The sequence below is a fragment of the Cyanobium sp. Lug-B genome (genome assembly GCF_024345635.1).
Taxonomy (GTDB): Bacteria; Cyanobacteriota; Cyanobacteriia; order PCC-6307; family Cyanobiaceae; genus Cyanobium; species Cyanobium minutissimum.
Window position 1 is genome coordinate 43542 of record NZ_JAGQBM010000016.1, and the last position, 12776, is coordinate 56317.

At 60.1% G+C, this 12776-nt stretch carries 16 protein-coding genes; 12 read left to right on the plus strand and 4 right to left on the minus strand.

The features are described 5' to 3' along the window. Positions 1 to 93 precede the first annotated feature (93 nt). The 4 genes from KBY81_RS06040 to KBY81_RS06055 all read left to right on the plus strand — a co-directional run bounded on the left by KBY81_RS06040 (position 94) and on the right by KBY81_RS06055 (position 2841). Positions 94 to 786, plus strand: coding sequence for a hypothetical protein (locus KBY81_RS06040; protein WP_254975948.1), 693 nt, complete (start codon positions 94 to 96; stop codon positions 784 to 786). A 51-nt stretch (positions 787 to 837) separates the two neighbouring features. Further along, positions 838 to 1275 carry a Shedu immune nuclease family protein gene (locus tag KBY81_RS06045; RefSeq protein WP_254975949.1) on the plus strand — a complete coding sequence of 146 codons (438 nt, stop codon included), beginning with the start codon at positions 838 to 840 and terminating at the stop codon, positions 1273 to 1275. A gap of 124 nt (positions 1276 to 1399) precedes the next feature. Continuing rightward, positions 1400 to 1846, plus strand: coding sequence for a hypothetical protein (locus KBY81_RS06050; protein WP_254975950.1), 447 nt, complete (start codon positions 1400 to 1402; stop codon positions 1844 to 1846). Between the two features lie 362 nt (positions 1847 to 2208). Continuing rightward, positions 2209 to 2841, plus strand: a complete 633-nt coding sequence (locus KBY81_RS06055) for an EcsC family protein (RefSeq protein WP_254975951.1) — start codon at positions 2209 to 2211, stop codon at positions 2839 to 2841. 381 nt (positions 2842 to 3222) lie between these two features. Here the strand turns inward: KBY81_RS06055 and KBY81_RS06060 are convergent, their stop codons facing one another. Continuing rightward, the gene (locus KBY81_RS06060) at positions 3223 to 3525 is read right to left on the minus strand and encodes a hypothetical protein (protein WP_254975952.1); all 303 of its coding nucleotides are present in this window, start codon (positions 3523 to 3525) and stop codon (positions 3223 to 3225) included. A gap of 931 nt (positions 3526 to 4456) precedes the next feature. Here KBY81_RS06060 and KBY81_RS06065 point away from each other — a divergent pair. The 8 genes from KBY81_RS06065 (at position 4457) to KBY81_RS06090 (ending at position 11214) form a co-directional block, all read left to right on the plus strand. Then, positions 4457 to 5935, plus strand: coding sequence for a DUF1254 domain-containing protein (locus KBY81_RS06065; RefSeq protein WP_254975953.1), 1479 nt, complete (start codon positions 4457 to 4459; stop codon positions 5933 to 5935). An 88-nt stretch (positions 5936 to 6023) separates the two neighbouring features. Then, positions 6024 to 7433: a DUF1254 domain-containing protein gene (locus tag KBY81_RS06070; RefSeq protein ID WP_254975954.1), complete on the plus strand. Its 1410-nt coding sequence runs from the start codon at positions 6024 to 6026 to the stop codon at positions 7431 to 7433. 178 nt (positions 7434 to 7611) lie between these two features. Beyond that, positions 7612 to 8208 (plus strand): AAA family ATPase, encoded by a 597-nt coding sequence (locus KBY81_RS06075; protein ID WP_254975955.1) that lies wholly within the window; start codon positions 7612 to 7614, stop codon positions 8206 to 8208. A gap of 9 nt (positions 8209 to 8217) precedes the next feature. Next, on the plus strand, positions 8218 to 8841 hold the full coding sequence (locus KBY81_RS16720) for a class I SAM-dependent methyltransferase (RefSeq protein WP_396103663.1): 624 nt from the start codon (positions 8218 to 8220) through the stop codon (positions 8839 to 8841). Positions 8842 to 8928: 87 nt separating this feature from the next. Beyond that, complete coding sequence (locus tag KBY81_RS16725; protein ID WP_396103665.1) at positions 8929 to 9297, plus strand: bleomycin resistance protein; 369 nt, start codon at positions 8929 to 8931, stop codon at positions 9295 to 9297. 102 nt (positions 9298 to 9399) lie between these two features. Beyond that, positions 9400 to 9921 carry an N-acetyltransferase gene (locus KBY81_RS06080; RefSeq protein WP_254975956.1) on the plus strand — a complete coding sequence of 174 codons (522 nt, stop codon included), beginning with the start codon at positions 9400 to 9402 and terminating at the stop codon, positions 9919 to 9921. 415 nt (positions 9922 to 10336) lie between these two features. Continuing rightward, the gene (locus KBY81_RS06085) at positions 10337 to 10753 is read left to right on the plus strand and encodes a DUF3592 domain-containing protein (protein ID WP_254975957.1); all 417 of its coding nucleotides are present in this window, start codon (positions 10337 to 10339) and stop codon (positions 10751 to 10753) included. Continuing rightward, the gene (locus KBY81_RS06090) at positions 10750 to 11214 is read left to right on the plus strand and encodes an AAC(3)-I family aminoglycoside N-acetyltransferase (RefSeq protein ID WP_254975958.1); all 465 of its coding nucleotides are present in this window, start codon (positions 10750 to 10752) and stop codon (positions 11212 to 11214) included. Before KBY81_RS06085 ends, KBY81_RS06090 begins: the two co-directional genes overlap by 4 nt. On the opposite strand, the gene KBY81_RS06095 is transcribed toward KBY81_RS06090, so the two are convergent. The 3 genes from KBY81_RS06095 to KBY81_RS06105 all read right to left on the minus strand — a co-directional run. Next, the gene (locus KBY81_RS06095; RefSeq protein ID WP_254975959.1) at positions 11190 to 11774 is read right to left on the minus strand and encodes a DUF1349 domain-containing protein; all 585 of its coding nucleotides are present in this window, start codon (positions 11772 to 11774) and stop codon (positions 11190 to 11192) included. The two genes, KBY81_RS06090 and KBY81_RS06095, sit on opposite strands and share 25 nt — an antisense overlap. Further along, positions 11771 to 12193 carry a VOC family protein gene (locus KBY81_RS06100; RefSeq protein ID WP_254975960.1) on the minus strand — a complete coding sequence of 141 codons (423 nt, stop codon included), beginning with the start codon at positions 12191 to 12193 and terminating at the stop codon, positions 11771 to 11773. Before KBY81_RS06100 ends, KBY81_RS06095 begins: the two co-directional genes overlap by 4 nt. Further along, on the minus strand, positions 12186 to 12776 hold a 591-nt coding region (locus KBY81_RS06105), incomplete at its 5' end, for an MFS transporter (protein WP_396103664.1). The genes KBY81_RS06100 and KBY81_RS06105, both read right to left, overlap by 8 nt.

Sequence of the window (12776 nt, forward strand, 5' to 3'; positions counted from 1 at the left end):
GGCGTAAGCTTTGGTCTACGGAAAGGGGCGAAGGATGTTCCGTGGTTCAAGGAACCGTCCAATAAAGAGTTAGGTTTCTTGAGGCCGTCTTAAATGTCCTGCAAAGCGTGCAAACACCTCGTCGACATCGAGAATCTCTCGTCCCCTTATGTAGTTCGATCTTGCGCTGAGTGCGGGAGAAGCATAAATCTGAGAGAACCAGGCGACAACGGGCGTGGCATCAAGATTGTCCGAGGCGACCAACTTGTATTCCCAAATGGGTGGCTCCAGATCGCTGCTAACCCACTGAAGGGGTCGGGACGGTTTTTCAAGAGCGGACTCGGGTGGTTCGCGAAGCTCATATTCGTCGAAGACATCAAGTCTGAATCAGACCTTGATGACCTGTTAGCCGGAACCGAAAAGTACGCGGACGAGATCCTCCGAGACTCGGAGATACTCAAAGACCTTGATTTGGATAGCGAAGCAGATGGTCCTGCCGGCTACGAACGAATTCAACAGGATCAGTCAACTAAAGAGTGGTGGGCTCTCCTGGTTGGAACCTTTAACGCGGTAGTACGCGACGCCATCCAAGAAAACAACGCGAGAAAGGCAGCCTGGGCCATGCGCGCATCTGAACGCGCTCGAGCAATGTGCGTCTTCAAGATCCATCTTGAAGAAGTGGTATGGATGGGCCACTCTGCAAGTCGACTTGTCGACGTCATTAAGACTTGGCGCGGAAATAAGACAAATCCACAAGAAGAGTTCTGGCAGCAGGTCTTCAAAGAGAACCCATATGTTCTAACATAAATATTTGCAGTTCCTGTTGTATTCGTTGGAGAAAAAGCATACGTCGGGGGCATGTCAATCGATCGACAAGATGCCAAATTCGTCGACTATCTGTACGCAAATGACTCGTCTAATGACGCACTACTTGTGGAGATAAAGACGCCAACCTCCAGACTGCTTGGCAGCAAATACCGCACTGGCGTGTACCGCCCATCCGCAGAGCTCTCCGGGGCAATTGTACAGGCCCTGGATTACCGACGAGAGTTGTCCAGCAGCATTCGAACGCTTCTAAATGGAGCCTCACCACAGGTCGAAATATTTAATCCTAGATGCATAATCGTGACAGGCAACGCAACTGACGAACTTGATAGTGAGAAAAAGCGAAAATCATTCGAACTGTTTCGTACGTCCCTAAAAGATGTTGAAATCATTACCTACGACGAATTGTTTAAGAAGGCCGAGACTCTTGCCTCTCTCTTTAATCTGGTGGCAAAGGCGCCAGATGCCTAACCAGGCAATGGAGCGTACGCCTCCTTGCTGCGCACATCGGCGCCACTCATTGGCGCGTACGGCCCATGCAGCACTATGCTAGCCATATGATCTTGAACTCCGCTTCCCCCATTCGAAATCAAAGATGTCTGATAGTCACCTATCTTATTTGGCCGATCTTTGCACGATTATTGCTAGTATAACTGCTGTTGTTGCTCTGTGCGTGAGTGCAATACAGTTTTACAAAACACAAAAGTCGACGCGAGGGTCACAGGCGGTAGATCTGTTCCTTAAATGGAATGATCTCAGTGCCGAGCAAGAGAAAAGCTCTGCCGCCGGGAGAACAATTCATGCCACCTCGAATCCAAGTCATTGGATTGGCAACAATAAAATGGCCATCACCGAAGCTCTGTTTGAGCTGACTCATGAATCACGAGAATGGAAAAACACGTTGAGATGGATGCTGGAAATGCAGAGTGATTTTATTCTCGAGGGTAGTTTTGATATTGACACATACACGCCTGACTTTAGGGAATTCTGCAGGAGAGCAGGTTTTCCGCTCAAGCGATCATCGGAGGTGCGCAGACATTGAGAGAAACTGAGTATAGTAGCATGGGGTATTTGATGCAGCCGATCAAACAGAGTTAGCATCTAATGCTGAATTCTTGGCTATCTGTTTCAATTCGTTCATGATTTCTTGGAAATGCATTGGGAGAGTTGATGCTTGGTGTCAATCCGTATAGCAGCAAGATGCAGAAGACGGGAGTTGAGCTTGCTGTCTATTCCAAGGCTGCGTCCCACTTCTGATCTTGGCGTCTTTATGCGGAGTTCTGTTGAGATATGCGCATGGACTTCAGTGGTGTCCAGGAGTGAGTTGACCCCAACCCATAGGAGAATCAGCTACCGTCTTGCAAGTTACTGTATCGAGCCAATCAATGGCTTTTCTCATTCACTATGGCTCTTGACGACAATAGCATTGTTCAGCAAACTCTTCAATGGATTGCCGATGCAGGTATTAATGGTTTAGGAGTCCTCCCGTCTGCAGAGAAAGTCGCTGCAGACCACCGCATGAATGCGAGCAGTGTTGAAGAGGCAATTGACTCAATAATCGCTTGGCGAACTGCCTACGCCGCCGGAACAGGTTTCGTTACTGGAATAGGTGGGTTTGCAGCAATGCCGATCAGTATACCTACAGGATTAGCAGCGTCTTATGCTTTGGGAGCAAATACTGCTGCAGCGATCGCATGTCTTAGAGGTTACGATGTGCATTCTGAACAGACACGAACAATAGTTTTGTTGTGCTTGATCGGAGAGGCCGCAGAAGAGATTCTCAAAACTGCAGGGATCGCCTTCGGCTCTAGAGTAGTTGGAAATCTACTGCGACAGATTCCCGGGAGAGTTCTTGTCGAGATAAACAGGAGGGTGGGATTTAGGCTCATTACAAAAGCCGGAGAAAAAGGCGTGGTAAACCTCATGAAGTTTGTCCCGTTTGTTGGTGGCTTCGTTGGCGCTTCGTTTGACAGTATTTTTGTGAATGGATGTGGCCAGGCAGCAAAGAAGTTCTTCCCATATCAAAAGCCTACATAACATCAAGATTCATCAGGCCCACCGCGTTGATTGAGCTGTCGAATCCATATGCTTCTTGCGAGCTGGCGATTATGAGCGTTATGCCTCTGGCACCAACCCTCGCCTGGTTGGCGCTCTCGCGAGAATTCTGTACATGCTCTTTGTTGGCACATTGCGGATGTGGAAACGTCTCGCGTCCTGCCCGCGCTGCATGTGTCACTTACCACTGTCGCCCGTTCCAAGTGTTAGCAGCACTCACTCTCGGCTCACATTTGGCCAGCAGAAAAAGGGTCTTGTTCGAGTTGCGGCCTCACACCCCCTTGCCCCTGAACAGCTTTCTGAGGCAAAACAGTGAGGGGTATCTAATCAAGCCCTGGGGTCGGGTGATTGCGCCAGACGCCCCTAAGCGATCGCTCCGTCGGCCTTGGTGAAGATCAGGCCGAAATGGAGGGGAGGTAGAGGAACGGTGCGCTCCAGCCGCAGTTCCAGTTCAGCGCCCAGCACCAGATTCGCGGTGGCCTCAGCCCCCATGCCCACCTCCTGTTTCGGACCGCGCGGATGTCCCAGCCAGATGGTCTGCTCGCGGGGAATCGGCAGCCAGTTCACCACCGCGAAGCGGCCCCTCGGAGCCAACAGGGCATGCACCTCGCTCACCAGGCCGACCTTGTCATCGATGCTGTGCAGGGTGCTGTGCAGGAACACCATCTCGAACGGTGCGGGTTGGTAAGACAGGAGCCCAGGCTCCTTCCTTGCTCCAGCACATCCGCGTCAAAGTCGAGACCCACTCCGGCCGGGCCTCCACGAGCCGAGCCGCCGGGATCGTGAACAGGCCGTAGCCGCACCCCACGTCCAGCATCGCCATCCCGGGACGCAATCCCAGGTGAAGCAGCGTGTCGGCAGGCTCGGGCCAGAGGCTCCCCCACCAGTCCCGGTCCGGCATCGAGGTGTTGGACCAGCGCCGCTGGCGATTCTCTGCGTCCTGGAACAGCCTCCGGAATTCCTCGGCATCCACACGGCCGTCCGCATCCCTTTCGACCGCAGCGATCAGGGCATTAACTCGCCGCTGGCCGGGATCAGCTCTCCGACCCGCTCCCTCCAGCAGGCCGGCGAACTCCTCCAGGTCGATGCGTCCGTCAGCGTTGCGATGACGGGGCCCACCTGCGGCATGTCGCGGCAGAGGGTCTCGAGCTGCTCCGCCAGGTCGAGGGCGGCCAGAGGTCCATCGCGGCCGGAACGCCCACCCCCGGAACTCCCCCGAGGCTGCGTCACGACGCCATGAGAGCCACCCAAGCGCCCAGTGGAGAGCGGCTTGACCAACCACCAGCTCTCAAATGAACTGGGCGACAGATGGGGTCACGCCAGAGCCTTTCTGCCATCATTATGGTCGTCTCGGCCCATGCACTGAAGTTGATGGCCAGAGTGTGATGTGAAGCCGAGCTGACTTGAGCACGGCGGAAGAGGTTTAGGTCCGACAGTCTTGCTTGTCTTGATGCGACACCTTTGAGCAATCCCCTGGAGTAGACAGGGCATCGTTGAGTTTGTCTCGACAGCGATAGCCCTTTGCCTGCCTCTCAGGAACAGCGTTTGCTCGGCCGTAGCTGATCGAGCAGCTAAAGTTGATCGCTGACTTAAATCCTTGAAGCTCAACCTCTTTCGGAAGTCGCTGATCGCCTCCCTGGCCGGTATCAGCTTCTTCAGTGGCGTGCAAGCTAAGCAGCCCGTCGCGTCTGATGCCCAACAGACAAGGCTTGGGGTTCTCCAACTGGAGAACGGCTACCCCACCAAGGCCACCGCGGCCAGGCTCTACGACGAGCTCGACTTCCACCGCGCCACCCAGGCCTACCTCTGGGCCCTGCCGGCCGTGGGCTTCAAGGCGCTTTACGACGCCCAGGCCAAAACCTTCGGCGCCCGCAACGGCGATGTGGTGCTCTACCAGACCCTGAAGGACAAGGCGGGGATGCTCACCCCCAACATCACCACCCTCTACGCCTTCAGCTTCTGGGACCTGGCCAAGCAGGGCCCGTTGGTGATTGAGGTGCCCGCCGGGCTCACCGCCGGCGGGGTGATGGACATCTGGCAGCAGCCGATCACCGACATGGGTCAGACGGGACCCGACAAGGGCGCCGGTGGCAAGTACCTGATCCTGCCCCCCGGCAGCCCCGAGCCGGTGGCCCCCGGTTACCGTCTGGTGCGTTCCCCCAGCCACCAGATCTGGTTCGGCACCCGGGGCCTTGATCCCGACAAGGCCGTGGCCGAAGCCACCGTGCGCCGCCACCGGCTCTACGGCTGGAACCAGCGGGACAACCCGCCCACCAACGCCTATGTGCCGGTGGCGGGTCGCCCCTGGCAGTCGGCCCAGCCCGCCGACCTGAATTACTGGCGCCTGCTGAGCGAGCTCTATGCCAACGAGCCGGTGGCCCCCCGCGACCGCATGATGTTCGGGATGCTGGCTCCTCTGGGGATCACCCCTGGCCAGCCCTTCCAACCGGATGCCCGCCAGGCCAAGCTGCTCACGGAGGCCGCCCAGGTGGGGGATCTGATGGCCCGCACCATCGCCTACGACAAGCGAATCCCCGGCGCAACGGTGTACCCCGGCAAGCACTGGGAGTACGCGGTGCTGTTCGACCTCGACCAGGAAACCCCCGACCGACGCCGGGTGCAGCTCGACGAGCGCAGCTCCTGGTTCTACGAGGCGATCGGCATGTCGGCGGGGATGCAGGGGCGGATCGTGGGCTTTGGCCAGGTGTACCTGGAGGCCTCCAAAGACAAAGGCGGGCGTTGGCTGGATGGCGGCCGCACCTACCGGATGCGCGTGCCGGCGGGCGCGCCGGTGAAGCAGTTCTGGTCGATCACCCTCTACGACAACCTCAGCCGTGGCCCGCTCATCACCGACCAGGGTGCCGCCGACCTCAGCTCCCGCAAGGCGGATCTGGTCACCAACGCCGATGGCTCGGTGGATGTGACCTTTGGCCCGGTGCGGCCCGCCGGCGCCGCCAACTGGATCAAGACCACCCCCGGCAAGGGCTGGTTCGCCTACTTCCGCTTCTACGGCCCCACCGAGGCCTACTTCAGCAAGGCCTGGCAGCTGAACGACATCGAAGCGCTCAAGCCCTGAGGCAACCCATCGCCTGACAGCCCCCTCCGTACCCATAGCGTTCCCAGCCCACACGATGGTCCCGACCCCCAGCCGACCAGCGGTCACCTTGATCGCCGCCCTCATCGCCGCTCTGCCGCTGAGTCCCCTGGGTTCCCTGGCCGCGACACCGGCTTCGGCACCAGTCCCCAGCTCAGCGAGCCAGGCCCCAGCCCCCAGCCCCGCAGAAGCCCGCGCCATCGCCAAGGAGGCCTGGCTCTATGCCTATGCCCCCCTGCAGGGCTACCAGACCCTCTGGAACCAGACCCAGAACAAGGCGTTCCCGGGCTACGTGGGTGGCTTCGACCGCTTCCGCCACTACAGCCGCTCCGCCACCCCGGCCGACAAGGACATCGTCACCCCCAACAACGACACGCCCTACTCCTGGGCCTGGCTGGATCTGCGCACCGAGCCGATCGTGCTGTCGCTGCCCGCGGTGCCAGCACCCCGCTACTACGTCAACCAGTGGTTCGACCTCTACACCCACAACTTCGCCTACACCGGCGTGCGTTCCACCGGCCGCGGGGCCGGCACCTATCTGTTCGCCGGACCCCGCTGGAAGGGCACGGTGCCGAAGGGCATCACCAAGGTGTTCCGCGCCGAAACCGACTTCGTCGGCACCCTCACCCGCACCCAGTTGAACGGGCCCGATGACATCCCAGCCCTGAAGGCGATCCAGGGCCAATACGTCCTCACGCCCCTGTCGCGATTCACAGGCCAACCGGCGCCACCGCCCGCCCCTGCGGTGGCCTGGCCCGCCTGGGACGCCTCCAAGGCCGAGGGGATCGGCTTCATCACCTACCTCAATGCCCTGTTGCCGTTCATGCCCGCCGTGCCATCGGAGCGGGCGATGCGGGCCCGGTTCGCCCGCATCGGCATCGGCCCCGGCCTGCCCTTTGATCCGGCCAGGCTGGATCCGAAGCTCCGCACCGCCCTGGAGGAAGGGGTGGCCGAGGCCCGCCAGGAGCTCAAGGCCAAGGCCCAACAACAGACCAGCTCCCAGGGATTCTTCGGTAGCCGACAGCAACTGGGGTCGGATTACCTCACGTTCCGCTCGATGGGAGCGATGCTGGGGATCTATGGCAACAGCAGTGAAGAGGCCTTCTATGCCACCCAGCAGACCGGGCCCGACGGCCAGGTGCTTGATGGGCGCAGGCGATGGGTGCTGCGATTCGAACCGGGCCAGCTGCCACCGGTGACGGAGTTCTGGTCGGTGACGATGTACAAGCTGCCGGAACGCCTGCTTGTGGAGAACCCCATTCAACGCTATTCGATCGGTGATCGCACATCAGGTCTGAAGCTGGGAGCCGATGGATCCCTGGAGATCTATATCCAGAGCGAGAATCCAGGAGCGGACAAAGTCTCGAATTGGTTGCCTGCGCCAGCTGGTCCCTTTTTCTTCGTGGCGCGCCTGTATGGCCCTAAGGATCCAGTCCTGAAGGGCACGTGGAAGCTGCCACGCTTGACAGAAGTCAAGTGAAGCAAACCCCATCAGCTATTCTCATAAAATTCTGCCACTCGGGGAAGGCCAGCCAACAATCCACTTCAGCAGACGGGAGTACGAATGAATTGCACCCAAGAGGGGCTGAATCCTTTGACTTATAGCCGCTGCTGAGTGGAAGAGTTAGTTTTATTGGAGATCAAGAAGGAACGCCACAATGATCATTTGGATTAACGGACCGTTTGGAGTCGGAAAGACCCAGACAGCTTATGAGCTTAAGTATCGCATCCCGAACTCAATCGTTGTGGACCCAGAAGAAGTTGGGTTCTTCCTGCAGAAACAGATACTGCCCGAAAGTAGGCTTCCCGATTTCCAGGACTATCCATTGTGGAGAAAGTGGGTATCGGAACTTCTCCATGAAGCACAGAATGACAGAAATCGTGTGGTCATTGTACCGATGACCGTTGTATCAGAGGCCTACTTCCGGCAAATCATCAACCCATTAGACGATGCTGGAATTGTTGTGCAAGACTTCACCCTGATTGCCAGAAAAGAGACAATCGAAAGACGCCTCAAGAAGCGATTTGATGGTGGCTCCTGGAACTTTCGGCAAATCGACAGGTGTTTGAGTGGTCTCGAGTCAGATGTTTTTTCAAATAAGATCGACACTGATCGTATGGATCTGTATCAAGTGGTCGACTGCATTTTGAATGAGCTGGCCCCGGAGATTGATTCAATTCGCAAAAAGAGTGGTCGTGGCACAAGATTTCTTAGAAGACTCCGTGTCTTGCTTGCTCACATTAGAATCGTTTAGAAGCTTCTCATGGCAAGTCTTCCCAGCGCACTAGCTTCTGTTCCATGGAATCATAACTCTCATTACTATGACTTCATCTTATCAAGGCTCCCTACGTCTAGAGGGAAAGCCCTTGATGTTGGGTGTGGTGAAGGCGATTTCGCTGTCATGCTGGGTCCCCATTGTGAAGAAGTAGATGCTATCGATCTTGACCATTGGGCGATCCAGTTTGCCCGAGAGCATTATGCAGACCTTGACCACGTTAGGTTTCACCTAGGTAGCTTCTTGCAATACCCATTCCGTGATAGTCACTATGACTTCATCTGTATGATCTCGAGCCTCCACCATATGAATCTTGAAAAGGCCATTGCAAAAGCAACGGACCTTCTGAGAACAGGAGGCGTTTTGTTTATACTAGGTTGCTATCGCGAGTCGGGCCTTACTGACTTCATCTACGGTTCTGCTGCAATTCCACTAAATATGATTTATAGCTTGTTAAGAGGCCCAAAACAGGAAGGTGTCATCGAAATGGTAACCGCGCCTGCGACGAGCACCATGGGGCAAATCAGGAAGGAGATGCATAGGTTGCTTCCAGGTCACGTATTCAGAAGGCATTTGTTCTGGAGGTATTCAGTCGAATGGAGAAAAACCTAACATCAAGCTCGACACCGACAGCCTAGCTTCGCCATGCTGCGGGTCAACTTGGCGTTACGCGGCGCAAACAAAGAGAGTCCCACCACGATGCAGAACTACGACCTCGCCATTCCTACGCTGCCATCTCGCTCAGTCGCCTCGACTACAGAGTTCTATCGACGACTCGGCTTCGAAGGCGGAGCGCACCCCTTCAACAGCGATTACGCTATCTTCAGGCGTGGTGCAGTCGAACTGCATTTCTTCACGCACATGGATCTCCAACCTGCAGAGTCCTCATCTGGCTGCTATATCAGAGTCCAAGACTTAGATACTTTCTACAAAGCGTGCTCAGCCCTTGGGTTACCACACACAGGCATCCCACGCATGGACAGACTCGAAGACAAGCCGTGGGGTCTCCGAGAGTTTGCCATCGTCGATCCTGACGGCAATCTCCTGCGCATTGGCCAAGTCATCTAAGGCCAGGTGCACGCCTTGCCGGACACAGCGCCGCCTAACCCGTCGTTGAACCACCGGACCCGATACGGCGGGCCGGTTGACTCGAACGTTATATCGACGCGCGTGATCGACGAGTTCATTATCCAGCCGCTTGTCCGCAGCCCGCGCCACGACGCGGCGCTTGAGCAACTGCTCCACGACGCCTACGTCCACGCCGGCTTCACGGAGGCGGCCCGCGCCGCCGCGCTCTTCCGGGCGGACGCGGTCCATGCGCGTGGGTTCACGTTCGGCGCACACGATGCGTCGGGCACGCTGCTCGGCACCGTCACCCTCGTCCCCGGTGGCGGGCCCGCGTGCCGGATCGCCGGCGCACATGAGCTCGAGGTGCATCTCTTGGCCGTGCGAGCCGACGCCCGGGGTCGTGGCGTCGGCGAAGCGTTGGTCACCGCCCTCCTCGACGCCCCTGAGGCGCAGCGCGCCACCGTTGCCTGGCTGTGGACGCAAGCCGCGATGACCAGCGCCCAGCGCCTCTACCAACGGCTCCAATTCGAGCGGGTGTCGAGCCGCGACTTCCGCGACGGAACGCGAGAGTTCCTCGTGTACGCCCGGCCGCTCAGCGGGCGCGCCGACTCGGGTGCGGGATAACGCCGCTCGCTGCTGCAGCAGAAGCAAACGTTAGGCAGATAAGTGGCGATTGACGATGAACCACGACCGAATCGAAACTCACCGCAAGAGCAGTTCATAGCCCCTACACGCGAATGGCATCCCCCTAGGCGTCGCCTTTCAGGAGTTCTGGACATGGTCAGGCTCGGATCTCATCAGCAACGCGCCGCGCGGGATTCTTGCTGCGTTTCTGGTCGCCCATGCGCTGGGGGTCGATGGATCCGCTCAACATCAATCACGTTCTCACCTTGCTTCAGAAGCTCTGCCCGAGAACGGTGCCGCTCGATGGTCTCTGCGACGCTCTGGCCGAGGTAGCCAGATGCATCCCGTCTGCTCCAGGCAGTACGGCGTAACCCGCTACTGCGTAACCTCAAGAGCTGGCTTCGCATCTGTACCCATGGTGTTCGCTGCGTTCTCGCTCCTCGCAGGCGCCGCCCTGGTGTGGTTGTCTGTGTGGTTGAAGCTGCGCTCCCAGCAGTGCCGGCAGTGGCCCAGCGTCATGGGTCGCGTCACCGAATCTCGCGTGGACGACGCACGCCTGGAAACGACTAAGCCCATTCTTCGCTATCACTATGAAGTTGGCGGCCAAACCTACGTTGGCTTCCGCGCTTCGTTCTCCGGGTACGGCGTCAGCCGTGCGGCGATGGAGTCGGTCATCAAGCCCTACCCCCAGGGAAGCAGGGTCAGGGTCTACTACAACCCACGCCATCCGGCATCCGCCGTCCTCGACAACACCGCACCGTCGGATTGGCCCTATTGGTTGTCGTTTGGTGTCGGCTTCCTGGTCCTCGCTGTCTACCTGGTTCTGCGATGAGCCACCGCCCCGCTTCGATCCGGGTCCTCGGCCCCACGGATGCCCCGGCGCTTCGTCAGATGCTGGGCCTCTTCAGCGACGCCTTCGACGACCCCGAGTCCTACCTCCACCATCAACCCAGTGACGCCTACCTCACCAGGCTCCTGGCCAGCGACACCTTCATCGCCGTCGCCGCCTTTGCGGCAGACCAGATGGTCGGCGGCCTGGCCGGTTACGTCCTTCCCAAGTTTGAGCAGGAGCGCAGCGAGTTCTACATCTACGACCTGGCCGTCGCGGAGGAGTTCAGGCGCCGGGGCATCGCCACCGCACTCATCAACACCATCAGGCGCATCGCCCAGCAGCGCGGCATCCATGTGATCTACGTCCAGGCCGACTACGGCGATGACCCAGCGGTCGCGTTGTACACCAAGCTCGGCACCCGGGAAGACGTCATGCACTACGACATTCTTCCCGGCGCGTAGGCGACGTGATCGAATTCCGCCTGGAATCCCGCCGCCGTGGGGCTGCAGGCATACAGCCCCACCTGTGCCGGTCCCGTCTCGCCCAGCTCCTGCAGCCGGGCCATCCGCAGTTGCTGCCAGTCCTCCCCATCCAGGCTGGCGTCGGCGATCACATCGCGGCCCTCGCGGCGCAGCCGGAACCACACCGTGCGGATCTCCCGCGCCAGGGGCTGGGTCGACCAGTCGGAGGCCTGGGCGTTGGTCACCACCGCGCCGAGCCGGTTGGGGCCGTCCGGTTCGTATTCCACCGAGGTCTTGATCCAGCAGGCCGGCGACAGCCGCAGCAGCAGCCCGGCCTGGTCGTAGCGGTGGCGCGGATGGGCCGTCACCCGGCAGGTGAGCAGCCCATCACCGTCCATCTCCCGCAGCAGGGCATGGCCGTTGTCGGCCTCGAAGCCGTAGTGGGTGCGCTGCCAGAAGTCGGTGCGGCCCGCCGGCCAGAGCCGCAGGCGGCCGGTGGCGGCCTCCCGTTCCCATTGCGGCGGTTCGTTCAGCCACTGCAGGTCGTTGTCGAGGTTCATGGCGTCTCAGGGGTGGGGGTGGAGGCGAGGCCGATCTCCTGGCCGTAGGAGAGCTCCAGGGTGTGGCCGTCGGGATCGCGCAGGAAGGCCCAGAGCCCCACGGGCGGGCCATCGTCCCGCGGCTCTGCGATCAGCACCCCCTCGCTGCGGGCCCGTTCGCAGAGCTCCAGCAGTCGCTCCGGACTGGCGCAGCCCACCCCGAGGTGGCCCAGAGGCCGCAACGGCGCCTCCACCACGCCGTTCTCGATCAGCACCACGACGAAGGGCCGGGTGCCATCGCCGATCCAGGCGACGCGCAGGCCCGTGCCGCTGTCCCGCCGGTGGACGGGACGCAGGTCGGTGTAGGTGGCATAGAAGGCCAGGCTCCGCTCCAGATCCGTGACGGGCAGGGCCACATGGGTCAGTCCGATGTCAACCATGGCGTGGCAGGAGAAGGACATGGAGGCCGGCCAGGGCCAGCCCCACGGGGATCAGCAGGGCGGGCACGGCGGCCAGCCCCAGGTCAGCGGCGATCCAGCCCAGCGAGGTGGGCACGGCCACCGCACCGGCGCTGGCGGCACTGGTGGCCAGGCCGACGGCGGCCGGCACCAGGGCGACGGGCAGGCGCCGCGGGATCAGCAGGATCGTGGCGGGAAAGATCCCGGCCAGGCCGAACCCCGCCAGCGGCAGGGCGAGCCAGGGCGCGGCCCCACCGGACCAGCCGATCAGGGCCGCCAGCAGCAGGGCCAGCGAGCCGCTGATCCACCGGATCACCTCCAGCCGCCCCACCAGCCCGCCGAAACCGAAGCGGCCCGCCGTCAGCCCCAGCCAGTAGAGACTGACGCCGATGCCGGCTGCCACTGCGGCCTGGGAGCGGCCCAGGTGCTGAACGCTGAAGGCCCAGGTGCCGATCGAGGCCTCGAGGCCCACCGCCGCCAGCAGCACCAGCCCGCTCAGCCCCACGGCCGGCCGCCGCAGGGCCTGCCCCAGCACGCGCCAGTCGCCGCCGGCGGCCCCGGCGGG